This is a genomic window from Nocardia donostiensis, assembly GCF_002081715.1.
Lineage (GTDB): Bacteria > Actinomycetota > Actinomycetes > Mycobacteriales > Mycobacteriaceae > Nocardia > Nocardia donostiensis.
Map to the genome: position 1 here is coordinate 1 of NZ_MUKP01000009.1, position 26,954 is coordinate 26,954.

A 26,954-nucleotide genomic window follows, 5' to 3' on the forward strand; every position below is an offset into this window, starting at 1 on the left:
GAGCCTGCGAGTTAGTGGCATGTGGCGAGGTTAACCCGTGTGGGGTAGCCGTAGCGAAAGCGAGTCCGAATAGGGCGGTCCAGTCGCATGTTCTAGACCCGAAGCGGAGTGATCTACCCATGGCCAGGGTGAAGCGACGGTAAGACGTCGTGGAGGCCCGAACCCACTTAGGTTGAAAACTGAGGGGATGAGCTGTGGGTAGGGGTGAAAGGCCAATCAAACTCCGTGATAGCTGGTTCTCCCCGAAATGCATTTAGGTGCAGCGTCACGTGTTTCACGCCGGAGGTAGAGCTACTGGATGGCCTAGGGGGCCCACAAGCTTACCGAAGTCAGCCAAACTCCGAATGCCGGTGTGTGAGAGCGTGGCAGTGAGACTGCGGGGGATAAGCTTCGTAGTCGAGAGGGAAACAGCCCAGATCGCCGGCTAAGGCCCCTAAGCGTGTACTAAGTGGAAAAGGATGTGGGGTTGCGAAGACAGCCAGGAGGTTGGCTTAGAAGCAGCCATCCTTGAAAGAGTGCGTAATAGCTCACTGGTCGAGTGATCCTGCGCCGACAATGTAGCGGGGCTCAAGTACACCGCCGAAGCCGCGGCACTCACACAAGACATCGGCACATTCCTGCGGGGGTGTGTCCAGTGGTGTGGGTGGGTAGGGGAGCGTCGTGTGTCCTGGGAAGCAGCGGGGTGACCTAGTTGTGGAGGGCATGCGAGTGAGAATGCAGGCATGAGTAGCGAAAGACGAGTGAGAAACTCGTCCGCCGAATGACCAAGGGTTCCTGGGCCAGGTTAATCCGCCCAGGGTGAGTCGGGACCTAAGGCGAGGCCGACAGGCGTAGTCGATGGACAACGGGTTGATATTCCCGTACCCGTGTATCCGCGCCCAATGGCGAATCAGTGGTGCTAAGTGTCCTGAACCCGAGCGACCACCTTCGGGTGGCGTGAGGGGGATGCACACGACCCCTGCTGTAGTAGTCAAGCGATGGGGTGACGCAGGAAGGTAGCTGGGCCAGTCAGTGGTTGTACTGGTGTAAGCCTGTAGGGCGAGTGGTAGGCAAATCCGCCACTCATGTGCCTGAGAGGTGATGCGTAGCCGATTGAGGTGAATTCAGTGATCCTATGCTGCCGAGAAAAGCCTCTAGTGAGTTGGTACACGGCCCGTACCCCAAACCGACACAGGTGGTCAGGTAGAGAATACCGAGGCGATCGAGAGAACTGTGGTTAAGGAACTCGGCAAAATGCCCCCGTAACTTCGGGAGAAGGGGGACCATGTCCGGTGAACGCCCTTGCGGTGGGAGCTGGGTGTGGTCGCAGAGACCAGAGAGAAGCGACTGTTTACTAAAAACACAGGTCCGTGCGAAGTCGTAAGACGATGTATACGGACTGACGCCTGCCCGGTGCCGGAAGGTTAAGAGGACCGGTTAGCGCCTTCGGGTGCGAAGCTGAGAATTTAAGCCCCGGTAAACGGCGGTGGTAACTATAACCATCCTAAGGTAGCGAAATTCCTTGTCGGGTAAGTTCCGACCTGCACGAATGGCGTAACGACTTCTCTGCTGTCTCAACCACAGACTCGGCGAAATTGCATTACGAGTAAAGATGCTCGTTACGCGCGGCAGGACGAAAAGACCCCGGGACCTTCACTATAGCTTGGTATTGGTGTTCGGTACGGTTTGTGTAGGATAGGTGGGAGACTGTGAAAGCGGCACGCCAGTGTCGTGGGAGTCGTCGTTGAAATACCACTCTGGTCGTATTGGACCTCTAACCTCGGGCCATGATCTGGTTCAGGGACAGTGCCTGGTGGGTAGTTTAACTGGGGCGGTTGCCTCCCAAAATGTAACGGAGGCGCCCAAAGGTTCCCTCAGCCTGGTTGGCAATCAGGTGTCGAGTGCAAGTGCACAAGGGAGCTTGACTGTGAGACAGACATGTCGAGCAGGGACGAAAGTCGGGACTAGTGATCCGGCACCGGCATGTGGAAGCGGTGTCGCTCAACGGATAAAAGGTACCCCGGGGATAACAGGCTGATCTTCCCCAAGAGTCCATATCGACGGGATGGTTTGGCACCTCGATGTCGGCTCGTCGCATCCTGGGGCTGGAGTAGGTCCCAAGGGTTGGGCTGTTCGCCCATTAAAGCGGCACGCGAGCTGGGTTTAGAACGTCGTGAGACAGTTCGGTCTCTATCCGCCGCGCGCGTTAGAAACTTGAGGAAGGCTGTCCCTAGTACGAGAGGACCGGGACGGACGAACCTCTGGTGTGCCAGTTGTCCCGCCAGGGGCACTGCTGGTTGGCTACGTTCGGAAGGGATAACCGCTGAAAGCATCTAAGCGGGAAGCCTGTTCCAAGATGAGGTTTCTCACCCCCTTCGAGGGGTTAAGGCCCCCCACAGACCATGGGGTTGATAGGCCGGAACTGGAAGCACGGTAACGTGTGGAGGTGACCGGTACTAATAGGCCGAGGGCTTACCAACAAAGCTGCTACGCGTCCACTGTGCGGTATCTGAAACAACACACAGACATCGCGGCACCACACACCCCTCTATCCGAGGTTCATGTGTGTGTGCGCTGTCGGTGGATAGTTTCATAGAGTTACGGCGGCCATAGCGGCAGGGAAACGCCCGGTCCCATTCCGAACCCGGAAGCTAAGCCTGCCAGCGCCGATGGTACTGCACTCGACAGGGTGTGGGAGAGTAGGACACCGCCGGAACATATTTCACGAATGCCCCCGACTTCGGTCGGGGGCATTCGTCGTTTCTGGGTATTCTTCGTTTCGAGAAGTTTCGAGCGTACCCGACTGTAAATGCTGCCGCTACGGCGCTTGTCCCGCCGCTGACAATAGGTGGAAATGCCAGGGCCTACACTCGACCGGTGCGCCTCGTGATTGCTCGCTGCCAGGTCGACTACGTCGGACGCCTCACCGCCCATCTGCCGATGGCTCGGAGACTGCTCGTGATGAAAGCGGACGGTTCGGTGCTGGTGCACTCGGATGGTGGTTCGTACAAGCCTTTGAACTGGATGAGCCCGCCCTGCTGGATGGAGGAGCAGTCCGCGGACGGGGATGATGCGCTGTGGGTGGTCACGAACAAGGCCGGTGAGCAGTTGCGGATCACCGTCGCCGAGATCGAGCACGATTCCCAGCATGAGCTCGGTGTGGACCCGGGTTTGGTGAAGGACGGTGTGGAAGCGCACCTGCAGGAGCTGCTTGCCGAGCATGTGCACACCCTGGGTGAGGGTTATACGCTGATCCGGCGCGAGTACATGACCGCGATCGGGCCGGTGGACCTGCTGTGCCGCGACGCCGACGGTGCGACCGTGGCGGTGGAGATCAAACGCCGCGGGGAGATCGACGGCGTCGAACAACTGACCCGGTATCTCGAACTGCTCAACCGCGATCCATTGCTGGCGCCGGTGGCGGGAGTGTTCGCCGCGCAGCAGATCAAACCGCAGGCCCGCACTCTCGCCGAGGACCGCGGTATCCGTTGCCTTACCTTGGATTACGAGGCGCTACGCGGCACGGAGAGCAACGAATTCCGGCTTTTCTAGGTCTGAGGGCATGCCTCGACGGAAACCGCGGCCAGATCGCAGAACAGGCGCTCGACGGGATGGCCCCGCCCCACTCGGCGATGTATTCGGGCGCCGGGAGACGGGGCCCGACGGGGACGAGCTCTATATGGTCCGCACCGTTCCGGGCAGCCGTGCGGTGAAGACCTACCGCTGTCCCGGCTGCGACCACGAAATCCGGCCCGGAACCGCTCATGTGGTCGCCTGGCCGGTCGACGGCGGGGAGATGGATCGCAGGCACTGGCACCGCGGCTGCTGGAACGGGCGCCGCACCCGCGGGATCACGCGGCGCTGGTCCTGACCCCCAGGCGCGGAGCCGTGGCTATGTCCGGAAGTGGTCGAGGGTCGCTGCCAGGAAGCCGCGGGCCAGTTGGCTGAACTCGTCGGGCTGGTCGTAGGTGACGATATGCCCGGCGCCTGGGATAGTCACCAGTCGACCGTTCGGTGTCGCGGCGGCCGCGGCCGCCATCTCGGTGTTTCCGACGAGCGGGTCCTGGTCACCCCGGACCCACAGGGTCGGAACGGTCAGCTTCGGCAGAGCGGGCAGCAGATTCAGCCGCATCGCGAAAGGACCGTAGGCGCGGGTCATCCAGTCGTCCAGCGCCGGCTCGCCGTGCTTCGCTTTTGCCTCGGCCTCCTCGATGGCCAGTTCGACGATGGTTTCGAAGTCACGGGTGTGCTCGCCGGCGGTGAGGTTGGTCAGCATCGACCTGCGGATCGATTCGGGGCGGCGCGCCAAGTATCGGCTGGTCATTCTCATTGCGCCGGGGGTGCGGATGGCCAACCAGGTGAGGAGCTGCGCCTTGCGCTTGGCTCCGAGGCCACCGGGAGCGATGGCGATCAGGGCGGTGACCCGCTCGGGATGGTCCAGTGCATATCCGGTCGCTATTCCTCCGCCGAGCGAAAGCCCGATTATCGCGACCCGCGGCAGGTCGAGGACATCGAGCAGATCGTCGAGGAACTGGCGGTAGAAGGCGTCGTCCAGTATTCCGGACCATGGTCGGCTGCCGCCGTGGCGGGGGAGGTCGACGAGGTGTACGCGATAGTCGGAGGCGAGGTGCGGCAGGACATGACGCCACACCCCCTGTGCGGTGTCCAGCATCCCTCCGTGCAGCAGGAGCAGCGGCGGACCGGCCTCACCCGCGCGGTACAACCGCACGGGGCCCCCGCAGACGGTCAGGTCGGTGTGTGCGTCGAAGACGTCGGTCATGATCGTTGCTCCAAGAGATCGAGTTGCGTGCCGAGGCGTTCGAGCAGGGTGAGCTGTGCCGCGCGGGCTGCTTCGGGGTCGACGGGGAGGCCGGTGGCCAAGCCACGGCCGACGAGGTCGGCGAACAGGCCGACCGCGTCCGACAGTTCCTCCGGTGTGGCCGCGCCCAACGCGCCGGGCGCATGGACCATCCCCACAGTGAACACGCCGAGCACATGGACGATCGTTTCGGTGGGGATTGCGGCATCGATGACCCCGATGTCCTGTAGACGGGCGATGTAGTCGCCGAGCCATCCCAGCCGTTGCAGGTAGCGGTCGTCGGCCACGTTGTGCACGTGTTCACCGAGTACGTGCTGATCGCCGAGGTACAGCGCGCACATCAGTGGGTTCTCCAGCAGTGCCTCGACACCGAATCGGTACACCGTGGGCAGATCCACGAGATGCTGCGTATCGCATACCCGGCGATGCACCTGGGCGGTCAGCTGTTGCATTGCGCGGTTCAGGACGGCCGCGAGGATTGCGGCCTTGTCCGGGAACTCCAGGTATACAGCGCCCTTCCCTATGCCCGCGTGAGCGGCGATATCAGCCACCGTGGTGGCGGGCCAGCCCTTGTCCACGATCAGTTTTTGCGCCTCGGTGAGGATGCGCTCCCGACGGTCGGGGATGAGTGGCCGCGGCATGCACGCTCCTTGTAGTGACCAAAAATAATATTCTGGTCACTACACTGTACATCAGGTCAGCAGCTGGTATGCGTGGGACAGGGCTGGCGGATATGGGGAGCGGGGCAGGTTTCTTCCTGTCGGCCGGCATGAGAAAAAGGCCGCCCCGATGTGGGGCGGCCTTCAGGTGTGGATATGCGCTGTCGCCGTTGGTCCGACGTCAGTTGCTGATGTCGGCGTTCTCGCGCTCTTCTTCTTCGATGAGATCCTCGTCTTCGTCGCTGACCTCAGGGATGGCCTTGCGTGAACCACCGGTGACGGATTTGGTTCCGCTGCCGCCGATTGATTTGCGCTGCTGGTCGGGGACACCGTCGAGCAGTTCGCTCTCCCGGTTGACGGCCGCGAGCATCGCGGGCACGGAGTCGAGCTGGCCACGGATACCGAGCAGCTGGGCCAGCACGCGGCCGCGCAGCACACGCATTTCCTCGGCCAGTTCCTTGGCGTGCGCGATCTTGCGCTCCGAGGTCTGGGTGGCAGAGGTGATGAGACGGTTGGCCTCGTCGGTGGCGTCCTTGATCCGCTGGGCGGCCTCGGCGCGACTGGTGGCCTCGAGCTCCTCCATGGCGCGGGTGAGCTTGGTGCGCCGCTCGGCCATGGTGACCTCGAAGTCCTGTTGGGTGGCCTTGCGCTTGGCCTCGGACTCCTTGGCGAGGCGTTCTGCCTCCGCCTGGGCGGCTTCGATAATCTTCGCGGACTCGGTGCGTGCGTTCGCCAGCGTCTGCTCGAACTCGATCTCGAGAGCTTCGCGCTTCTCCTTGGTCTCCGCGAGCAGGGATTCGTATTTGCCACGCATCTCGGTGGCCTGCTGCTCGGCGATCGAGACCATCTCCGCAGCCTCGGCCTGCGCCAGCGCGCGGACCTCGGAAGCCTCATCGGAGGCCAGTCGCAACATTCGGGAGATGCGGTCGCTCATGCCCTCCGCAGTGGTCGGCGGCACGGACAGCCGGTCGACCTCTTTGCGGAGCTCATCGATCTCGTCGCGGGCGTCCTCCAGCTGGCTCGCGAGGTTGCGGGCCTGGGCGGCGGCAGCGTCGCGGTCGGTGGCGGTGACCCTCAGTTCGGCATCGAAGCGGTCGAAATAGTTACGCACCTCGTCTTGCGCATAACCCTTGCGCACAACGGTGAAGGGCAGTGCAACGAAGCGATTGCGATCGGACTCGGGTGACGACATGGCCAACAAACTACAGCCTGCCACCCGATGATGGTGACCCGACCGCGAATGTCGTTGTGACAACGCAACCGGGCCCGATCTTGGTACTAGTGCGTAACGTTCGGATTCGGCTCGACGAGCTCGATCAGCACACCACCAGCATCCTTCGGGTGCACGAAATTGATGCGGGAATCGGCCGTTCCCTGACGCGGCGCCTCATATAGCAAACGTAGGCCGCGACCGCGTAGATGTGCTGATACTGCCTCGATATCGGTCACCCGATAGGCCAATTGCTGCAGGCCGGGGCCGTTGCGGTCGATGAACTTGGCGATGGTCGATGTCTCGTCGAGGGGTGCCAGCAACTGCAGAGCAGTCGAATCGTCGTCGGCGGCCGGGCACGACAGCATCGCCTCTTGAACGCCCTGGCTTTCGTTGACCTCGCGGTGGGTTTCCACCATGCCCAGGTTCGCCGCGTACCAGGCGACGGCGGCCTCCAGGTCGGGAACGGCGATACCGACGTGATCGACGGCGATCACATAGTCGGCGGGGATGAACTCGGGTGTCGGGGTAGCGGTGCTCACCCCTCGAACGTAGCGCGCACCTGGGCGGGGTCGACGCGGACCGGCAAGCTACCGTGGAGTACGACCCTCGGTGCCGCGCTGTGTCCCTGCGGCGGCGCGAGGCAGGTTCGGATCAACGAATGCGAGGCTCGTCGTGACCAACTCCGTGATCGTTTCCGGTGCGCGCACCCCGGTCGGTCGGCTGCTGGGCGGCCTGAAGGATTTCCGCGGATCGGACCTGGGCGGGTTCGCGATCAAGGCCGCGCTGGAGAAGGCCGGTGTGCGCGGCGATCAGGTCGACTACGTGATCATGGGTCAGGTGCTGACCGCGGGCGCGGGCCAGATCCCGGCCCGGCAGGCCGCCGTCGCGGGCGGTATCCCCATGCAGGTGCCCGCGTTGACTCTGAACAAGGTGTGCCTGTCGGGCATCAACGCGATCGCGCTGGCGGATCAGCTGATCCGCGCGGGTGAGTACGAGATCGTGGTCGCCGGCGGTCAGGAGTCGATGAGTCAGGCGCCGCATATGTTGGAAAAGAGCCGCACCGGCTTCAAGTACGGCGATGTCACGTTGCGCGACCATATGGCCTACGACGGGTTGCACGACATTTTCACCGATCAGGCGATGGGCGCGCTGACCGAGAAGCGCAACGACGATGCGCCGATCAGCCGCGTCGACCAGGACACCTTCGCCGCCACCTCGCATCAGCGGGCCGCCGCCGCGTGGAAGAACGGCGTGTTCGACAACGAAGTGGTGCCGGTCGAGGTGCCGCAGCGTAAGGGCGAACCGACCGTGGTGGCCACCGACGAAGGTATTCGCGCCGATACCACCGTCGAATCGCTGGGCAAGCTGCGTCCGGCGTTCCGCGCCGACGGCACCGTGACGGCGGGTTCGGCTTCGCAGATCTCCGACGGGGCGGCCGCGGTCGTGGTGATGAGCAAGGCCAAGGCCGAGGAGCTCGGGCTGAGCTGGATCGCCGAGATCGGCGCCGCGGGCGTGGTGGCAGGCCCGGATTCGACGCTGCAGGATCAGCCCGCCAACGCGATCGCGAAGGCGTGCGCCAAGGAAGGTATTTCGCCCGCTGATCTGGACTTGGTGGAGATCAACGAGGCGTTCGCCGCGGTCGGTATCGCCTCCACCCGCAAGCTGGGGCTGGACCCGGAGAAGGTGAACGTCAACGGCGGCGCCATCGCTATTGGGCACCCGCTGGGTATGTCCGGGGCGCGGATCGTGCTGCATCTGGCATTGGAGCTGCAGCGGCGCGGTGGCGGTATCGGCGCGGCCGCGCTGTGTGGTGGCGGCGGTCAAGGTGATGCGCTGCTGCTGCGTGTCCCCGGGGCTTGACAGCTGCCGGTTTGCGTGGGGTGACAGTTGCGTCGGCGTGGCGGCCGCAGGGCCGGGCGGTTCCGGGTGTGACCGTTCCAACTACGCGTTGTCGTAGTGCTGGTGCACAATGGTGGCCATGGGTAACGTCTTCGACCTGAGCACCGCCGCCAAGAAGTTTCGCTTCGTCGCGATTCTCGAGGCGGTGTCCTGGGGTCTTCTCATCGTCGGCATGGTGTGCAAGCGACTTCCCGATCCGATCATGTGGCCGGTGAAGGTGTTCGGTATGACGCACGGCGCGGCGTTCGTGCTGTTCCTGCTGATCACTGTGCTCACCGCGCGGGAGCTGAGCTGGAGCCTGAAGACGACCTTGCTCGCGCTGGTGTCGAGCATCCCGCCGTTCTGCACGGTCGTGTTCGAGGTGTGGGCGGTGCGCACCGGCAAACTGGGTGAGCTGAGCAACCGCGCCGCGAACGAGTCCCCGGAGACCGTTCGCGTTTCGTCGTGACAGACTGGATAGCGTGACTCGACCAGCTGCTCGCCGTCCTTCGCCAGCCGTTGCCGCCGCCATGTCCGGTGCGGTGGATCTGTCCAGCCTGAAGCAGCCACCCGCCGGAGCGGGTCCATCGGGTGGTCACGCGGTCACCGAGGCCGATTTCGAAGCCAAGGTGCTGCGCCGTTCCACCCAGGTCCCGGTGGTGGTCGCGCTGTATTCGCAGCGCAGCCCCGGCAGTATCGAACTGGTCGAACTGCTGGAACGCCTGGTCGGCGAGGCGAACGGAACCTGGGATCTGGCCGCTGTCGAAGCCGAGAGCAATATGCGGATCGCGCAGGCGTTCGGTGTGCAGGGCATTCCCACGGTGATCGCCGTCGCCGCAGGCCAGCCGCTCGCCGATTTCCAGGGGGCGCAGCCGGAGCCGCAGGTTCGGCAGTGGCTGGACGCGGTCGTGCAGGCCGTTGAGGGCAAGCTCGAAGGCGGCGGCGGTCAACCCCAGCGCACCGAGGATCCTCGGTTCAGCGCCGCCGAGGCGTTACTGGAACAGGGCGATCTGGCGGGCGCGGAATCGGCGTACGCGGCGATCCTGGAGCAGGAACCGAACAACACCGAAGCCAAGGCGGCGCTGCGGCAGGTGCGTTTCCTGTCGCGTGTGCAGTCGCTGCCGGATTCGGCGATCGCGACCGCTGACGCCGACCCGTCGAATGTGGCTGCCGCGCTCGACGCCGCCGACGTAGAGCTCTACCACCAGCAGCCCGAGGCGGCGTTCGACCGGTTGATCGGGTTGATCAAGCGCACGTCCGGTGACGACCGCACCCAGGTGCGCACCCGGCTGCTGGAACTGTTCGAGCTCTTCGATCAAGCCGAACCGTTCGTGGTCGCGGCGCGACGGAAACTCGCCACCGCACTGTACTGAGACAGACTGGGCGGCGACTGTGCCGCCCTGTCGGTTCTCTCCGGAAATCCGCGGCGCCCACGAGGGTGTGCGCGGCTGCTGTTCCACGCCGGCTCATGACCGGCGTGGGTGGAAGCCGATGAGGCGCGAGACCGGCTGGGTGGTTTGGCGGGTCATCACCGTGGATTCCGACGGGCGATCGTGTGCTCGTGATTATTCGGTGCCTCCCGGCAAGCACCGAATCTCTGGATCGGGTTCATCTCGGCGGGCGTGTCGTCGGCGGGTCGCTGGCTCGATGGGCCCGGGCGCCCACGTATCTGTGGTGATTGCTGGTCGGTGCGCCGCTGGCCGGGGGTATGTGCGAGGGGTTCGGTCGTGCAGGTGCTGTCGGCGAGTTTCCGTAATTCCGGGATGCTCTCGATTGGGTAAGGCCCGTCCAGCAGGACCGCTATGCTGCCGTTTTGCTGTTTCGGCAAAATTCCTTGCCGAATCGGTTCGTGCTGTTGCACCGTGGTCGCGAGGTGATGACGATGACCGATCAACTGGAAGACGGCTATGACGTCGTGGTGTGTGGTGGTGGCGCCGCGGGATTGAACGGGGCGCTGATGTTGGCGCGAGCGCGGCGGTCGGTGGTGGTGATCGACGCGGGCTCGCCGCGTAACGCTCCCGCCGACGGTGTGCACGGGCTGCTGGCGCGGGAAGGCGTGCCGCCCGCCGAGCTGCTGGAACGGGGCCGGGCCGAGGTACGCGGGTATGGCGGGCATGTGGTGAACGGTGAGGTGGTCGGTGCGGCCAAGAACGACTCCGCCGACGGGTTCACCGTGGCATTGGCCGATGGCAGGTCGGTGCGGGCGCGGCGGCTGCTGGTCACGACCGGGCTGGTCGATGAGCTGCCGGAGATTTCCGGACTGCGGGAACGGTGGGGCCGGGACCTGGTGCACTGCCCGTACTGTCACGGATGGGAGGTGCGTGATCGTGCGATCGGTGTGATCGCCAGCGGGCCGATGTCGGTGCATCAGACATTGCTGTTCCGGCAGTGGAGCTCCGATATCACGTACTTCACCCACGCCGGGCCCGCCCCGACCGATGAGGAGGCCCTGAAGTTCGCGGCGCGCGGTATTCGCCTCGTCGAGGGCCCGGTGGAATCGGTGGTAACGGCCCACGACCAGATCACCGGTGTCCGGCTGCGCGATGGTTCTGTGATCGAGCGTGAGGTGCTTGCCGTCAGTTCGCGGATGGTGGCCCGTGGCGGTTTCCTCGCGGAACTCGGGCTGCAGCCTGCGCCGCATCCTTCGGGTATGGGGGAGCACATTCCCGCCGACCCGACCGGTCGCACCGAGGTGCCCGGGGTGTGGGTGGCGGGCAATATCAACGACTTGTCCGCGCAGGTCGGGGCCGCCGCAGCGGCGGGTGCGGGTGCGGCAGCGCAGATCAATGCCGACCTGGTTGCCGAGGACACGCAACGGGCCGTCGACGCGTACCGGAATGGTTTTTCCGCAACCTCGGAAGCGCTCTCTGCGAAGAGATGATCCCCTCTCCTCTCTGCAGGGAGGGGGTTCCCACCCTCGTGAGATGGGTTTCGGGGTTTCACCGGGACATGGGAGGAGGAGCGCGACATGGTTGGTAAATCAAGAGCCTGGTCGGCCTGGTCAGCCACGGGACGTCGGCGCGCCTTCCGGTGCCAGCCACACGGCGCTGGACGGGCCGAGAGCGAGGGTTGCCGAGGCCGGGCGTCCATGCCAGGACTGTTCGAATGCCTCGACCCCACCGAAGTTGCCTACGCCGGAGCCGCCGTATTCGAGCGCGTCCGAATTGAGGATTTCAGTCCAGCGGCCCGGCTCGGGCAGCCCCACCCGATAGTGCGGGTGAGGGGAACCGGAGAAGTTGAACACGCACGCGACCACCGAGCCGTCGGCGCCATGGCGCAGGAAGGCCAGGACGTTGGCGGCGCGGTCGTCGGCGTCGATCCAGGAGTGACCGCCAGGGGTGCTGTCGAGGCTCCACAGTGCGGGGCAGGCGCGGTAGGCGGCGTTGAGGTCGCGGACCAGCAGGGCGATACCGCCGTGCAGGGGTTCGTCCAGTTCGTGCCAGTCGAGGCCACGTTCGTGGGACCATTCGCGGAACTGGCCGAATTCCTGGCCCATGAACAGCAGTTGTTTGCCGGGGTGGGCCCACATGTAGGCGAGCAGGGCGCGCACTCCGGCAGCTTTGGCGACTTCGTCGCCCGGCATCCGCGTCCACAGCGTGCCTTTGCCGTGCACCACTTCGTCGTGGCTGAGGGGAAGCAGATAGTTTTCGCTCCAGGCATAGGTCATCGAGAACGTCATCTCGTTGTGGTGCCAGGCGCGGTGGATGGGGTCGCGGCGCAGATACCCGAGCGTGTCGTGCATCCAGCCCATATTCCATTTCATGGAGAAACCGAGGCCGCCGACCTCGGTGGCTCGGGTGACGCCGGGCCAGGTGGTGGATTCCTCGGCGATGGTGAGGACGCCGGGGTGGGCGCGATGCACGCTGTCGTTGAGTTCGGACAGGAAATCGACGGCTTCCAAGTTTTCCCGGCCGCCGTGCACGTTCGGCTCCCAGCCGCCGTCGGGCCGGGAATAGTCCAGGTAGAGCATCGAGGCAACGGCATCGACGCGCAGGCCGTCGATATGGAATTCCTCGATCCAGTAGCGGGCGTTGGCGATGAGGAAATTGCGGACCTCGTTGCGACCGAAATCGAAGATGTAGGTGCCCCAGTCGGGTTGTTCGCCGCGGCGCGGGTCGGGATGCTCGTACAAGGGGGTGCCGTCGAAACGGGCCAGCGCCCATTCGTCGCGCGGGAAATGAGCGGGCACCCAGTCCAGGATCACGCCGATACCCCGGCTGTGCAGGTGGTCGACGAACGCGCGGAAATCGTCGGGGCTGCCGAACCGTGCGGTCGGGGCGTAATAGGAGGTGACCTGGTAGCCCCAGGAGCCGCCGAACGGGTATCCAGCGACCGGTAGCAGCTCGATATGGGTGAAGCCGTGCGCGTACACGTATTCGGCCAGTTGCTGGGCGAGTTCGCGGTAGCCGAGCCCTGGCCGCCACGACCCCAGGTGCACTTCATAGATGCTCAGCGGGGCGCGAACCGGGTCGGTGCGGGCGCGGGCCGCAACCCAGTCCGTGTCGGTCCAGACGTACTCGGTGGCGGTGACGACCGACGCGGTGGCCGGCGGTGCTTCGGCCGCGAACGCGAGCGGGTCGGCGTGGTCGACGGTGCGGCCGTCCGCGCCCCGCACGCGATACTTGTATCGGATGCCCGGGCCCACATCGGGAAGGAACACCTCCCAGATACCCGAGCTGCCGAGCGACCGCATCGGGGCGTCGGCCCCGCTCCAGCAGTCGAAATCGCCGATGACGCTGACCCCGCGTGCGTTCGGCGCCCACACTGCGAACGATGTGCCGGTCACGACGCCGTCGAGGGTGGTGTAGCGCCGGGGGTGCGCGCCGAGCACCTGCCACAGCCGTTCGTGCTTGCCTTCTCCGATCAGGTGCAGGTCGAGATCGCCGAGGGTCGGCAGGAAGTGGTAGCCGTCGGCAGCGACCACGGTCGCACCACCTGGGTAGGTGGTGACGATGCGGTAATCCAGCACCTCCGGGTAGGGCAGCACCGCCGCGAAAACGCCGTGGCCGAGCGGGTCCAGCGGATGGTCTACCCCGCCGATACGCGCGGCCACAGTGTCCGCGTGCGAGCGCAGCACCCGGATCACGGTGCCGTCGGGGTGCGGGTGCGCGCCGAGCACGGTGTGTGGATCGGGGTGGGTACCCGCGGCGAGCAGCATCAGGTCGCGTGGCTTCACCGACTCCTCCCGGTGCCGCCCGGGGCGGGTGTCGACGGTGATCCGGGGGCGACCACGAACAGCGTGGCAGCGCCGGGTTCTTGCAGGCGAGAAGATGCGTTGTGGATCGCGACGGTGCAGCGGCGAACCGACCCGCGCACCTCGCTGCGGTAGGAGCGCGCTTCCTGCGCCGGGGACCGGTGGCTGTGAGCGGCGATCCGAACGGGGTGTGGGGTTTCGTCGATCAACGCAGGGTCCGGCGGTAGGCGAGCACAGTGCGGGCGTGATGCGGGACCGGGGGAAGGGCGATGATGTGGGCGACGGCCCGCGCAGGGTCGAGGCGGATGTAGTTGGTGTGTGCCCAGTGGTATTCCTCGCCGCTGATCTCGTCGTAGACCACGGGGTGGTCGTGCCATTCGCGGCCGATGGCGGGCAGGTCGAGAGAAAGCATCCCCTGTTCGGCGCTGAAGGGGTTGAGGTTCACGACCACCAGGACCGCGTCACCGGTGGCGGGGTCGATTTTCGAATACGCCAGCAGCGCGTCGTTATCGATGTGATGGAAATGCAGACAACGCAGTTGGCGCAGCGCCGCATGGTTGCGGCGGATGTCGTTGAGGCGGGTGATCCACGGTTCCAGTGATTCCCCGCGGGCGAGTGCTTCGGCGAACGGGCGCGGGCGCAGTTCGTATTTCTCCGAATCCAGGTATTCCTCGCTGCCCGGCCGCACCGCCTGATGTTCGAACAGTTCGAAACCCGAATACACCCCCCAACTGGGGCCGAGGGTCGCGGCGAGCACGGCACGGATGGCGAACATGCCGGGCCCGCCGTGCTGGAGGCTTTCGTGCAGGATATCGGGCGTGTTGACGAACAGGTTCGGCCTGGCCTCGTCGGCTTTGGCGGCCAGTTCGTTGCCGAATTCGGTCAGCTCCCATTTGTGCACGCGCCAGGTGAAATACGTGTACGACTGGCTGAACCCGCGGCGGGCGAGCCCGTACAGGCGGGCCGGGTGGGTGAACGCTTCGGACAGGAAGATCACGTCAGGGTCGGTGCGACGGATGTTCGTGAGCAGCCATTCCCAGAAGTCGACCGGTTTGGTGTGCGGGTTGTCGACTCGGAAGATCTTCACGCCCAGGCCGAGCCAATACCGGACGACCCGCAGTATTTCTGCGTAGAGGCCGTCGGGGTCGATGTCGAAATCCAGTGGGTAGATGTCCTGGTATTTCTTCGGCGGATTCTCCGCGTAGGCGATCGTCCCGTCGGGCAGGGTGGTGAACCATTCCGGGTGCGCATCGACCCACGGGTGGTCGGGTGCACATTGCAGCGCAAGATCGAGTGCGACCTCGAGGCCGAGTTGTGCTGCGGCGGATACGAAATCGGCGAAATCGGATTCGGTGCCCAATTGCGGGTGGATGGCGTCGTGGCCGCCGGCCGCGGAGCCGATCGCCCACGGCGAGCCGACATCATCGGGCTCGGCGGTGAGGGAGTTGTTGCGGCCCTTGCGGTTCACGGTGCCGATGGGATGGATCGGCGGCAGATAGACCACGTCGAAACCCATCGCTGCGATCCGCGGCAGCTCTTTGGCGGCAGTGGTGAAGGTGCCGTGTACCGGACGGCCGTCGGCGTCGCGGCCGCCGGTCGAACGCGGGAAGAACTCGTACCACGACCCGTAGAGCGCGCGGGGGCGTTCCACCAGCACATGGTGTTGCGGACCGCGCGTCACCAGATCCCGCAGCGGGGTGGCGCGCAGGATCTCGGCCACCTCACCACTGAAGGCGGGACCGACGCGCGCGGGCAGTTGTTCGTCACTGCGCAGCGCGGCCGCGGCCGCCCGCAACTGCTCGAACTGTTTCTTCGGCACGGCGAGCGCGGCCCGTTCGAACAGCCGCGCCCCGATTTCCAGATCGTTGGCCAGATCGGCCGCGCTCTGCCCGACCGCCAGTTTCGCCTCCACCGCAGCCCGCCAGGTCGCGATGGGGTCGCTCCAGCCTTCGATCCGATAGGTCCAGTCACCAGGGGCATTCGGGGTGAAGATGCCGTTGAACACATCCGGTTCGTAATCCGGTGCCATACGGATCCGCATCGGGCGTGACGCCCCCGGAGCCCGGACCGCCAATGTCGCGCCGACGGCTTCGTGCCCTTCCCGCCACACCACGGTGCGCACCGGGAACACTTCGCCGACGACAGCCTTCGCCGGACGGCCCCCGGGGATGAATGGGGCGGTGTCATCGATGGCGATGCGGCCGGTCACGCAACCAACCGTACCGGCGCGGGTGCTGTGCCATGGCATCAGCGCCCGGCGCTCGGGCTTGTCATCCGCTGTCTGTCGCAGTGCGCGGAAGCGCATCGGTTACGTCGGCCACACCGCCTTCGGCGCGGCCGATTGAGGTCAGAATATGTCCGTATCTATTCGTAGCGTCGCGGGTATGCACGTCATGCAGCAGCGCAGGATCACTCTTCGGGGAGTGCGCACCAACAACCTGGCCGGGTTCGATCTGGACATTCCGCGCAACGAACTGGTGGTTTTCGTCGGCCGGTCGGGGTCGGGGAAATCGTCGCTGGTCTTCGACACCATCGCCGCCGAGGCTGGGTTCCAGCTCAACGAGACGTTTCCACCGTTTGCGCGTAACCGGTTGCCGAAATGGTCGCGTCCGGAGGTCGAGCACATCGACGGGTTGTCACCCGTAGTGGTGATCGATCAGCGCCGGATCGGTGGTAACGCCCGATCCACGGTTGGCACCATCACCGATACCTGGACATATCTGCGGCTGCTGTTCTCCAGGATCGGCCGGCCCCATGTCGGCGAGTCGAACCATTTCTCGTTCAACGAGCCCGCTGGGATGTGCCCGCGATGCAGCGGGTTGGGGGAGGTGGTGGTCAGCGCGGTGGACCGGTTTCTCGACCTGGGGAAATCGTTGCGGGAGGGCGCGATCCTGCTACCGGGGTTCGGCAACGGCGGGTACTGGTATTCGCAGTATGCCGATATCGGTGTGTTCGATCCGGATACGCCGTTGCGGGGGTGGACCGAGGAGCAACGTCGGGCTCTGCTGTACGGCGGTGCGGCAGCGGCACGGTTGGGGAGCAAGGCACCCGCAGCCTACGAGGGTGTGGTAGAGCGCTTCGAGCGCATCTACCTGAACACTTCCGACAACCTGTCGGAACGTAAACAGGAAACGATCAGAAGATTCACTCGCGCCCAGGTCTGTCCGGACTGTGCCGGCGACCGGTTGAACGCGGCATCGCGAGCGGTTGTGGTGGAAGGGCACACGATCGCGGAGATGGCGCGCATGGAGGTCGCCGAGCTGGCCGAGGTAGTCCGGGCCATAGCTGCCGAATCGGTCGCCCCGATCGTCGAGGCGCTGACCGCTCGCCTCGAGGCGATGACGACGATCGGGCTCGGCTACCTGACGCTCGCGCGCGGCACTCCGACGCTGTCCGGCGGGGAATCGCAGCGGATCAAAACGGTGAAACATCTCGGGTCCAGCCTGATCGAGATGATCTATGTGGTCGACGAACCCACCGTCGGCCTGCACTCCGCCGACGTGGCCTCGATGATCCGGCTGTTGGAACAGTTGCGCGACCAGGGCAACAGCGTCCTCGTGGTCGAGCACGACCCGGCGGTGATGGCGCGCGCGGACCGGATCGTGGAAGTCGGACCCGGCGGGGGAGCGGCCGGGGGCAGGCTCGTGTACCAGGGCTCGTTCGCGGGCCTTGCCGAAGCCGATACCCCGACCGCACGCGCGTTGTCCCGGTACCGCCCGGTGAAACCGCAGCCGCGCACCGAGAGCGGCCGGATCACTGTCGCCGACGCCACCCGCAACAATCTCCGTCGCGTCACGGTCGATATTCCGACCGGTGTCCTGACCGTCCTCACCGGCGTCGCGGGCTCGGGAAAGTCCAGCCTTGCCGCCGAACTGGTCGCCCAGCACGCTGCCGTCGTCATCGACCAGAAGCCGGTGAGCACGAACCGGCGCTCCACCCCGATCACCTACACCGGGTCAGCCGGTCCGATCCGCACACTGTTCGCCCGCCGGAACAACGTCTCCGCCGCACTGTTCAGCGCGAATTCCGAGGGCGCCTGCCCCGATTGCGGCGGGCTCGGTGTCGTCTACACCGATCTCGCCTTCCTCGACGGACGCGAGATGTTGTGCGACACCTGCCGCGGCAGGCGGTTCACCCCCGAAGTGCTGGCCTACACCGTCGATGGGTTGTCCATAGCTGACGTCGACGACCTCACCGTCGCCGAGGCCATCGAACGGCTACCGGACAAGGCGATCGCTCGCGCGCTCGGTCGGCTCGCCGATGTGGGGCTGGGCTATCTGCGTCTGGGCGAATCGCTGAGCACACTGTCCGGCGGGGAATGCCAGCGCGTGAAGATCGCCAAGGAACTTCGCGTCGCGGAGCAGCCCACTGTGTACGTCCTCGACGAGCCCACTACCGGCCTGCATCTCACCGATATCGACACCCTGCTCGGCGTCCTCGACGGTCTGGTCGACGCCGGGCACACGGTCGTCGTCATCGAACACAACCTCGAGGTGATCCGGCAGGCCGACTGGCTGATCGATCTGGGGCCGGGGCCAGGTAAACACGGCGGGACGGTCCTGTTCGAAGGGCACGTCGGTGACTACCTCGATGGGCGGACGCCGACGTCGGCGGCGCTGGTCGAGGCAGAAGCGGATGCTGCCGTGCGCGCAAGCTGATCTCGTTCGCCGGGGCCGTTTCGCTCGGCGGAATTCGTGAGCGTAGGGCGGAATGCCCACAGGGCAGATGGGCTCATTCGGGGTTGCGCAGTGAAGCGAGTAGCCGGTGCAGCGCGGCTGTCGTGTGGTTCAGGGCGTCGGGGGCGTCGGTGGTTGTCAGCCAGAGGGCGGCTTCGTTCATCGCGCCGGACAGGAGATGTGTCAGCGGTTCGATCGGTTGGGGCTTGATCACGGCGGTGGCGACGAGCAGTTCCAGGGCTTCGGCGAGGTGGTGGGCGGATGCAGCGGCGTCCATGGCGCGCCAGGTGTGCCAGCCGAGGACTGCCGGGCCGTCGATGAGCATGATGCGCTGGATCTCGGGGTCGGTGCAGGTGGTGAGGAAGGTTTCGCAGCCGGTGAGCAGCTGCGTCCACGGGTCGGGGTGTGCGTCGGCCGCGGCGGCCACGCGCTCACCGACTTCGGTCTGCACTTGTTCGAGCACTGCCTGGAACAGCGTCGATTTGCTGTCGAAATGGTGGTAGAGCGCGCCCTTGGTGACGCCTGCGGTGGCGACGATCTCCGAAAGACCGACCGCTGCGTAACCCTTCGCTGCGAACAGTCGCCTGCTCGCGAGCAGCAGGGCCCGCCTGGTCTCCGCACGCTGCTGGGCGCGGACCGTGCCTGCCATCGCATCCTCTCGTTGACATACCGATGGTATGCCACATAGCGTAATTCACATACCGACGGTATGTGAAAGGTGGGACCATGACCCTGTCCAGCTTCTATCCGGTGATCGCCACTTCCGATGTGGCGGCGGCGCGCGACTTCTACACGCAGTGGTTCGGTTTCGAACTCACCTTCGACGCCGACTGGTACATCAGCATGCGCAGGCCGGGCCCGCCCGACTACGAACTCGCCCTGCTCGACTGCACCCACCCGACCGTGCCCGAGGGGTATCGCAAACCCGTACAGGGGCTGCTGCTGAATTTCGAGGTCGATGACGTCGACGCCGAGTGGGAGCGGCTGGTGGTGCGGGGCGGGCTGCGCGCCGAGCTGGATATTCGCACCGAGGGGTTCGGTCAGCGTCATTTCATCCTGGCCGATCCGGTTGGTGTGCTGATCGACGTGATCACCGAGGTACCGCCGTCGTCGGAGTACGCGGACGGTTTCGTCACCTCCGCCGGGGCCTGACCGCGCTGGTCGGCCTGCGGTGGGGCGGTTCGGTAGGGTTCGCGTGGTGAAGGCACTGCGTCGGTTCACCGTCCGCGCCCATCTGCCCGAGCGTCTGGCGGCGCTGGGGGAGTTGTCGACCAATCTGCGTTGGTCGTGGCATCCGCCGACGCAGGATCTGTTCGCCGGACTCGACCCGGTGCGGTGGCGTGAACTCGGGCACGATCCCGTGCGGATGCTGGGTGAGGTGGCGCCGGAGCGGCTGGACGAGCTCGCCGCCGACCCGGACTATACGGCGCGACTGGACACCGTCGCTGCCGATTTGCGGGAGTACCTGAGCGCACCCACCAGCAACTGCGCAGTGCGGGGAATCGCGTACTTTTCGATGGAGTTCGGCGTCACCGAAGTGCTGCCCAACTATTCCGGCGGCCTGGGCATCCTGGCCGGAGATCATCTGAAGGCGGCCTCGGATGCGGGGTTGCCATTGATCGGAGTCGGACTGCTGTACCGCTCGGGGTATTTCCGGCAGTCCCTGACCGCCGACGGTTGGCAGGCCGAACACTATCCCGCGCTCGATCCGCAGGGGCTGCCGTTGCGGTTGCTGACCGCGGGGGGATCGCCGGTGCTGGTCCATGTGGCGATGCCCGATCGCCGGGTGTTGCGGGCGCGGGTGTGGATCGCCCAGGTGGGGCGGGTGCCGTTGCTGCTGCTGGATTCCGATATCGCCGATAACGACCCGGACCTGCGTACGGTCACCGACCGGCTCTACGGCGGCGACCAGGATCATCGAATCGCGCAGGAGATCCTGGCCGGGATCGGCGGGGTCCGCGCGGTGCGCGCCTATACGCGGGCCGAGGGACTGCCCGACCCGGATGTGTTCCATATGAACGAAGGCCATGCGGGGTTCCTCGGCCTCGAGCGGATCCGCGAATACGTCGCCGACGGTCTGGAATTCGATACCGCCCTGGCCGCGGTGCGGGCGGGAACGGTGTTCACCACCCACACCCCGGTGCCCGCCGGGATCGACCGCTTCCCGGTTTCGCTGGTGCACCGGCATTTCGGCGGCGCGCACGGTGAGATGGAATCGGCACTGCTGCCGGGGCTTTCGGTGGACCGGATCGTCGCGCTGGGGCGGGAAGCCGACCCGTCGGTGTTCAATATGGCCCATATGGGGTTGCGGCTCGCGCAGCGCGCCAACGGGGTTTCACAACTGCACGGCGAGGTCAGCCGGGAGATGTTCGCGCCGTTGTGGAGCGGGTTCGATGCGGCTGAGGTGCCGATCGGCTCGATCACCAATGGGGTGCACACGAGTACCTGGGCGGCCCGCGAATGGGTTGATGCCGTGACGGGCCCGGATATCGGTATGCGGGCGGCAGCCGAACGCGCTGATGCCGCAGTCGGTGCCGATATCACCGAGGACCCTGACAGGGCAGCCGGTCACCGAGAAACCCCCGAGGGCAACCAGCATTCCCTCTGGCAGCAACTGGCAGCACTGGAGCCGGAACAGCTGTGGCCGATCCGCAACACCCTGCGCGCCACCCTGGTCGCAGAGGTGCGCCGCAGACTGCGCGAATCCTGGATCCAACGCGGCGCCGCCGAAGCCGAGCTCGACTGGGTAGACGGGGTTTTCGACCCCGCCGTGCTGACTGTCGGTTTCGCCCGCCGCGTACCCACCTACAAACGGCTCACCCTGATGCTGCGTGACCCGGACCGCCTGCGCGCCCTGCTGCTCGACCCCGACCGCCCGGTGCAACTGGTGGTGGCGGGCAAAAGCCACCCCGCCGACGAAGGCGGTAAAGCGCTCATCCAGCAGGTGGTCCGTTTCGCCGACGACGCGCAGGTACGTCACCGCATCGTCTTCCTACCCGACTACGACATGTCGATGGCGCGCTACCTGTACTGGGGTTGCGATGTCTGGTTGAACAACCCGCTGCGCCCTATGGAAGCCTGTGGCACTTCCGGTATGAAATCGGCGCTCAACGGCGGACTCAACCTGTCGATCCGCGACGGCTGGTGGGACGAGATGTTCGACGGCCACAACGGCTGGGCCATTCCCAGCGCAGACGGCGTCACCGACGAACACCGCCGCGACGACCTGGAGGCCGCCGCCCTCTACGACCTCTTCGAACGCACTGTCGCGCCTCGCTTCTACGACCGGGACCCGCAGGGGTTGCCGGTGCGCTGGGTGGATATGGTGCGCCACACCCTCGGCACGCTCGGCCCGCAGGTCCCCGCCGCGCGGATGGTGCGCGACTACGCGAACCAGTACTACGCGCCCGCCGCGCAGGCCTACCGGCGCGCCGTCGCGGACGATTTCGCAGGCGCGCGCGAACTAGCCGGGTACCGGCGTCGGGTGGAGGCCGCCTGGCCCGGGGTGCGGATAGCGCAGGTCGACAACGCAGGCCTGCCCGATACGCCGGTTATCGGCGCGCAACTCTCGCTCACCGCACGGGTCGACCTCGCCGGGCTCACCCCGGCCGATGTCGTCGTGCAGGCCGTGCTGGGCCGGGTCTCGCCAGATGACGACCTGTCCGATATCGCCACGCTGCCGATGGCCCATACCGGTTCCGATGGCGGCCTCGAGATCTTTACCGTCGATACTCCGGTGTCGCTGTCCGGTGCGGTGGGCTACACGGTGCGGGTGCTGCCCCACCATGAGCTCCTGGCCTCCGACGCCGAGTTGGGGCTGGTCGTCAACGCTTGACCACCGCTGCCCCAGCTGAGGCAGCGTCCCGGCGTACCAGCCGCGGTGCGCACCGCGCCGGGGTGGTGCGATGACAAGAGTCGAAGGCCGGTAGCGGGCAGCGCGTACACCAGCGACGGATCATCGGCTGCGGCGCGAACGACTGGAGGTATCGTCCGGCATCACCGATGCGATATTCAGGCCCGACCCACGAGTAGAAGCTGCTTCCCACCGTTGACGAAGGCTCCGTGTTTTCGGCTAGCCGAGGGGGGCTTGCTGGGCGGGCGACGTGGGGTGCATCGCTGTCCACGACCGCGCGGTGTCGTCTATGACTGCCTTGCCGCGCCTCGGCCGTCACCGACCGCCCGGACCCCGGTAATGAGCAGGTCCGGCGCAAATGTGGCGATGATCGCGGAAGCGGACGTGCGGGCCGGGTATCCGTTACCGTGCCTGAGCACCCCTGTTCGCGATCCGACTGGAGAACTCATGGCAACCGACGCGCCGACCCGACCGCCGGGACGCATCGATAGGTTCTTCCAGATCACTGCCAATGGTTCGAACGTCAAGCGTGAGCTGATGGCGGGGACGGTGACGTTCCTGGCCATGTGTTACGTGCTCGCGGTGATTCCTTCGGTGCTCGGCGATCATGGTGCACTCGGTGAGCAGGGGATTCCCATGCAGGCGGTGTTCACCGCGACCGCGGCGTCGGCCGTGTTCGGCACATTGGTGATGGGGCTGTGGGCGAAGTACCCGATCGCGCTGGCGCCGGGGATGGGGCTGAATGCGTTCTTCGCGTACTCGGTGGTGCAGGGGATGGGTATTCCGTGGGAAGTGGCGCTGTCGGGGACGCTGCTGTCGGGTGTGATCTTCTTCGTGCTCGCGGTGACGAAGGTGCGCGAGCGCATCCTCAATGCGATTCCGATGCAGTTGAAGCTGGCTGTGGCGGCGGGGATCGGGTTGTTCGTCGCGTTTCTCGGGCTGCAGAGCGCAGGCATTGTCGTCGCCGATGACGCCACCTTGGTCACGCTCGGTGATTTCACCGAGGGAACCACGCTGCTTGCGCTGTTCGGGCTACTGGTGACCGTGGTGTTCCTGGTTCTTGGCTGGCACGGCGCGGTGCTGTACGGCATCGTGTTCACCACGGTGGTCGGCATGATCAGCGGTCTGATCGAGCTGCCCAGCGGTGTCGCGGCACTGCCGCGTGGTCTGGAGCAAACGTTCGGGCAGGCCGTGGTGCACCTACCGGACGCGTTCACCGCGCAGCTGGCGGTGGTGGTGCTGACCATGCTGTTCGTCGATTTCTTCGATGCCTCCGGCACCCTGATCGGCGTCGCCAACCAGGCCGGGCTGCTGGACCGGCAGGGCAGGCTGCCGCGGGCGGCGAGTGCGTTGGCCGCGGATTCGGTGGGCACCATGGCGGGCGCGGTGATCGGCACCTCGACCACCACCGCGTACGTGGAGTCGACGGCTGGTGTGTCGGCGGGCGGGCGCACCGGGTTGACGGCGGTGGCGACGGCGGGGTGGTTTGCGATCGCGATGTTCTGTTTCCCGATCTTCGCGGTGGTAGCGAGTTCCGGGGCGGTGACTGCTCCGGCGCTGATCGTGGTCGGGGTGCTGATGGCGCGGTCGCTGGGCGATATCGACTGGCAGCGGCTGGAATTCGCGGTGCCGGCGTTCATCACGATCGTGATGATGCCGCTGACCTATTCGATTGCCAACGGGCTGGCCATGGGCATGCTGTTCTACCCGGTGGTGATGGTGGCGCGCGGGCGGTTCAGGGAGGTCCATCCGGCGATGTGGGCGCTGATGGCTGTCTTCCTCGCCTATTTTTTCTTCCTTGCGGAATAGCTTCGCGCGCACGCTGGTTGGTCCACAGCAGCGACAGCAATCGGACTGCGGTCCGTTTGTTGCCGTGGCTAAAGGTTAACCATGAGGAAGAGGGCCCATGTCCACCACCACACTTGCCCAGGCGAGTAAGAACGCCGCTGCCTATGACACCGTCTCCGCCGATATCGGGTTGCTCGCGCTGCGCGTGGTTTTCGGTGGCCTGCTGGCCGCGCACGGCGCCCAGAAACTGTTCGGCTGGTTCGGCGGACCCGGTTGGGAAGCCAACAACGCCATGTTCGACAGCATGGGCTACAACCCGGGCGTGCTGTTCGGCACGCTCGCCGGACTGAGCGAACTGGCCGGCGGCCTGCTGCTGGCGCTGGGCCTGCTGTCCCCACTCGCGGCGGCCATCGTGCTCGGCACCATGCTCAATGTCATCGTCCAGATGTGGAGCGGCGGGCTGCTCACCGGACAGGGCTACGAGATGGGGCTGCTGTGGGCGGCGGTCGCGGTGACGATCGCGTTCACCGGGCCGGGCAAGTTCTCACTGGACCACAATCGGCCGTGGGCGCGCCACGGTTTCCTATGGGCCGCCGCCGCGATCGTGCTCGCCGTGGTCACGGGCGTGCTGACCGTAATTCTCAAGGGGGCTCTCTGATTTCACAGATGCAACGACAGGGTGCGGCGCGGTGACGGTTCACCGCGCCGCGCTCGTTATGTCCGGTGCTGCGCTGTGGCCGCGGCTCGAGCTGATTACCGTGCCGCCGAACATCGCTGGGCCAGAGGAGTTCAGGATGTGGCGATCAGCCGTCGCAGGGCCTGGGTGACGACTTCCGGATCGGAGGTCTCCCAGTACGGCGGTAGCGAAGCCCGCAGGTAGCCCCCGTAGCGGGCGGTGGCCAGCCGTGGATCGAGGATGGCGACGACACCCCGGTCGTCGATGCTGCGCAGCAGGCGGCCGGTGCCCTGAGCCAGCAGCAGCGCGGCGTGGCTGGCAGCCACGGACATGAAACCGTTGCCGCCGCGCGATTCGACCGCACGCTGTCTGGCCGCCAACAGCGGATCGTCGGGCCGCGGGAACGGAATACGGTCCAGTATGACCACACTCAGCGACGGACCGGGCACGTCCACCCCCTGCCACAGCGACAGGGTGCCGAACAGCGAGGTTTCCGGGTCGTCGGCGAATTTGCGGACCAGTGCGCCGGTGGAGTCCTCGCCCTGGCACAGCACCGGGGTGTCCAGCCGGGAGCGCAGCGCCTCGGTGGCGGCTTTCGCGGCGCGCATGGAGGAGAACAGGCCGAGGGTGCGGCCGCCCGCGGCCTGGATGAGGCGTTCGATTTCGTCCAGGTAGCTGGGAGCCAGACCGTCGCGTCCCGGGTTGGGCAGATGTTTGGCGACGTAGAGGATGCCGGATTTCGCGTGATCGAACGGGGAGCCGACGTCGAGGGAGCTCCACCGCACGGTGTCGTGATCGGCGGGGGCTTCAGCCCCGTTGGCGGTGTCGGTGTCCAGGCGGCTGGGCGATTGCGGCGGCAGCCCCCAGGTGGCGGCGAGCCCGTCGAACGAACCACCGATCTGCAGGGTGGCGGAGGTGAGGATCACCGTGGACTCGCCGAACAGTCTGCTGCGCAACAGCCCGCCGACCGACAGTGGAGCCATCCGCAGCGTGCGGCGGGTGACGCCACGAATCTCGTCGGCGGCGAGCCAGACGACATCGCGGCGCGCGGCGGGCTCGGCTTCGTCGAAGGCGGTGAGCGCGCGCACCGCGCTGTCGTGTATTTCCTCCACCGCCGCCAGCGCCATAGTGCGTCCGGCGGCGGCGTCGGGGTCGCTGCCGGGTGGGGTCACGCCCTGCGGGTTGAGGGCTGTACGGGCGTTCCACGCCGCATCCCGGATCAATGCCAGCACGGGGGCGATCCCCTCGGGGAGGGTGTCCCACCGGCTCGCGGGCAGATCGTCGAGTGCGCTGTGCCAGGCGTCGGCGGCGCCTGCGAGCCGGTCGATCTCCTGTTCGTCGATGAGTTTGCCGCAGCGGCGCGCGGCCGCGGTGATCCCGGTCGGTGACAATTCCGCGGTCGCGACCCCGGTCACCCGGTCGACCAGTTCATGGGCCTCGTCCACCACGACCACATCGTGTTCGGGCAGGATCTGGATACCGCTGATGGCGTCGATGGCGAGCAGCGCGTGATTGGTGACCACGATGTCGGCCTGCGCGGCTTCGGCCCTGGCCTGCTCGGCGAAACAGTCCTGCCCGAACTGGCAGCGGCTCTTGCCGAGGCATTCCCGTGACGACACACTGACCTGCCGCCACGCCCGATCGGTGACGCCGGGCGCCAGATCGTCGCGATCGCCGGTCTTGGTGTCGGAGGCCCATTCGTTGAGCCGCTGCACTTCGCGCCCGAGCCGCGACACCGCGAACGCATCGAACAGTTCGGCCTCGGCCGGCTCTTCCGGAACCGCACTGTTGATCTTGTTCAGGCACAGATAGTTGTTGCGCCCCTTCAGGATCGCGAACTGCGGCGTGCGGCCCAACGGTTCCCGTAACGCCTCCGCCAGCCGGGGCAGATCCCGATCGACCAGCTGCCGCTGCAATGCGATCGTCGCGGTCGACACCACCACCGTGCGACCGGTGCGCACCGCATGCCGCAGGCTCGGCACCAGATATGCCAGCGATTTCCCGGTGCCCGTCCCCGCCTGTACCGCCAGATGCTCCTTGGTGTCGATGGCGTGATCCACCGCCGCGGCCATCGTCACCTGCCCCGGACGTTCCTTCCCGCCGAGCGCGGACACAGCTGTGGTCAACAGGGTGGAAACGGGTGGGAGTTCGGGCACCCCGGCAGCCTACTGCCCGGCACCGACAGACATCAGCTGGTCCGCGCAGGCCGCACACAATAT

19 protein-coding genes and 2 rRNA genes are annotated in these 26,954 nt (G+C 66.0%); 13 read left to right on the forward strand and 8 right to left on the reverse strand.

Features of this window, described 5'->3' with window-relative positions; translation table 11 throughout:
* From B0T44_RS08120 to B0T44_RS08135, 4 genes are all read left to right on the forward strand, one after another.
* Positions 1-2,459 (forward strand): 23S ribosomal RNA (locus B0T44_RS08120); the annotation flags it as partial.
* 119 nt (positions 2,460-2,578) lie between these two features.
* Positions 2,579-2,695 (forward strand): 5S ribosomal RNA (gene rrf / locus B0T44_RS08125).
* A 161-nt stretch (positions 2,696-2,856) separates the two neighbouring features.
* A complete protein-coding gene (gene nucS, locus B0T44_RS08130; protein ID WP_077118917.1) occupies positions 2,857-3,531 on the forward strand; it encodes an endonuclease NucS in 675 nt (224 codons plus the stop codon).
* 10 nt (positions 3,532-3,541) lie between these two features.
* Complete coding sequence (locus B0T44_RS08135) at positions 3,542-3,850, forward strand: Rv1322 family protein (RefSeq protein ID WP_077118919.1); 309 nt, start codon at positions 3,542-3,544, stop codon at positions 3,848-3,850.
* A gap of 21 nt (positions 3,851-3,871) precedes the next feature.
* Here B0T44_RS08135 and B0T44_RS08140 read toward each other — a convergent pair whose 3' ends face one another.
* The 4 genes from B0T44_RS08140 to mce all read right to left on the reverse strand — a co-directional run bounded on the left by B0T44_RS08140 (position 3,872) and on the right by mce (position 7,209).
* The gene (locus B0T44_RS08140; RefSeq protein ID WP_077118921.1) at positions 3,872-4,759 is read right to left on the reverse strand and encodes an alpha/beta fold hydrolase; all 888 of its coding nucleotides are present in this window, start codon (positions 4,757-4,759) and stop codon (positions 3,872-3,874) included.
* Complete coding sequence (locus tag B0T44_RS08145; RefSeq protein WP_077118924.1) at positions 4,756-5,439, reverse strand: TetR/AcrR family transcriptional regulator; 684 nt, start codon at positions 5,437-5,439, stop codon at positions 4,756-4,758. Before B0T44_RS08145 ends, B0T44_RS08140 begins: the two co-directional genes overlap by 4 nt.
* 199 nt (positions 5,440-5,638) lie before the next feature.
* Positions 5,639-6,649 carry a coiled-coil domain-containing protein gene (locus B0T44_RS08150; RefSeq protein WP_077118926.1) on the reverse strand — a complete coding sequence of 337 codons (1,011 nt, stop codon included), beginning with the start codon at positions 6,647-6,649 and terminating at the stop codon, positions 5,639-5,641.
* A gap of 86 nt (positions 6,650-6,735) precedes the next feature.
* Positions 6,736-7,209 (reverse strand): methylmalonyl-CoA epimerase, encoded by a 474-nt coding sequence (mce, locus tag B0T44_RS08155; RefSeq protein WP_077118928.1) that lies wholly within the window; start codon positions 7,207-7,209, stop codon positions 6,736-6,738.
* Positions 7,210-7,342: 133 nt separating this feature from the next.
* On the opposite strand from mce, the gene B0T44_RS08160 reads away from it, so the two are divergent.
* The 4 genes from B0T44_RS08160 to B0T44_RS08175 all read left to right on the forward strand — a co-directional run bounded on the left by B0T44_RS08160 (position 7,343) and on the right by B0T44_RS08175 (position 11,429).
* Complete coding sequence (locus B0T44_RS08160; protein WP_077118930.1) at positions 7,343-8,530, forward strand: acetyl-CoA C-acetyltransferase; 1,188 nt, start codon at positions 7,343-7,345, stop codon at positions 8,528-8,530.
* Positions 8,531-8,639: 109 nt separating this feature from the next.
* A complete protein-coding gene (locus B0T44_RS08165) occupies positions 8,640-9,017 on the forward strand; it encodes a DUF3817 domain-containing protein (RefSeq protein WP_077118932.1) in 378 nt (125 codons plus the stop codon).
* Positions 9,018-9,078: 61 nt separating this feature from the next.
* A complete protein-coding gene (locus B0T44_RS08170; RefSeq protein WP_077118934.1) occupies positions 9,079-9,921 on the forward strand; it encodes a tetratricopeptide repeat protein in 843 nt (280 codons plus the stop codon).
* Positions 9,922-10,430: 509 nt separating this feature from the next.
* Positions 10,431-11,429, forward strand: a complete 999-nt coding sequence (locus B0T44_RS08175; RefSeq protein WP_077119198.1) for an NAD(P)/FAD-dependent oxidoreductase — start codon at positions 10,431-10,433, stop codon at positions 11,427-11,429.
* A 120-nt stretch (positions 11,430-11,549) separates the two neighbouring features.
* Here the strand turns inward: B0T44_RS08175 and glgB are convergent, their stop codons facing one another.
* The gene (gene glgB, locus B0T44_RS08180; protein ID WP_077119201.1) at positions 11,550-13,706 is read right to left on the reverse strand and encodes a 1,4-alpha-glucan branching protein GlgB; all 2,157 of its coding nucleotides are present in this window, start codon (positions 13,704-13,706) and stop codon (positions 11,550-11,552) included.
* A 241-nt stretch (positions 13,707-13,947) separates the two neighbouring features.
* Complete coding sequence (locus B0T44_RS08185) at positions 13,948-15,951, reverse strand: alpha-1,4-glucan--maltose-1-phosphate maltosyltransferase (RefSeq protein ID WP_077119203.1); 2,004 nt, start codon at positions 15,949-15,951, stop codon at positions 13,948-13,950.
* A 175-nt stretch (positions 15,952-16,126) separates the two neighbouring features.
* Between B0T44_RS08185 and B0T44_RS08190 the strand changes: the two genes are divergently transcribed.
* Positions 16,127-18,400, forward strand: coding sequence for an ATP-binding cassette domain-containing protein (locus tag B0T44_RS08190; RefSeq protein ID WP_245839043.1), 2,274 nt, complete (start codon positions 16,127-16,129; stop codon positions 18,398-18,400).
* 73 nt (positions 18,401-18,473) lie between these two features.
* Here B0T44_RS08190 and B0T44_RS08195 read toward each other — a convergent pair whose 3' ends face one another.
* A complete protein-coding gene (locus B0T44_RS08195; RefSeq protein WP_077118936.1) occupies positions 18,474-19,067 on the reverse strand; it encodes a TetR/AcrR family transcriptional regulator in 594 nt (197 codons plus the stop codon).
* 77 nt (positions 19,068-19,144) lie between these two features.
* Between B0T44_RS08195 and B0T44_RS08200 the strand changes: the two genes are divergently transcribed.
* The 4 genes from B0T44_RS08200 to B0T44_RS08215 all read left to right on the forward strand — a co-directional run bounded on the left by B0T44_RS08200 (position 19,145) and on the right by B0T44_RS08215 (position 24,717).
* Positions 19,145-19,570, forward strand: coding sequence for a VOC family protein (locus tag B0T44_RS08200; RefSeq protein ID WP_077118938.1), 426 nt, complete (start codon positions 19,145-19,147; stop codon positions 19,568-19,570).
* Between the two features lie 46 nt (positions 19,571-19,616).
* A complete protein-coding gene (gene glgP / locus B0T44_RS08205) occupies positions 19,617-22,253 on the forward strand; it encodes an alpha-glucan family phosphorylase (protein WP_175648075.1) in 2,637 nt (878 codons plus the stop codon).
* A 465-nt stretch (positions 22,254-22,718) separates the two neighbouring features.
* Positions 22,719-24,080, forward strand: a complete 1,362-nt coding sequence (locus tag B0T44_RS08210; RefSeq protein ID WP_077119210.1) for an NCS2 family permease — start codon at positions 22,719-22,721, stop codon at positions 24,078-24,080.
* Positions 24,081-24,177: 97 nt separating this feature from the next.
* Positions 24,178-24,717, forward strand: coding sequence for a DoxX family protein (locus B0T44_RS08215; RefSeq protein WP_077118940.1), 540 nt, complete (start codon positions 24,178-24,180; stop codon positions 24,715-24,717).
* Between the two features lie 131 nt (positions 24,718-24,848).
* Here B0T44_RS08215 and B0T44_RS08220 read toward each other — a convergent pair whose 3' ends face one another.
* On the reverse strand, positions 24,849-26,891 hold the full coding sequence (locus B0T44_RS08220) for an ATP-dependent DNA helicase (RefSeq protein WP_077118942.1): 2,043 nt from the start codon (positions 26,889-26,891) through the stop codon (positions 24,849-24,851).
* Positions 26,892-26,954 lie beyond the last annotated feature (63 nt).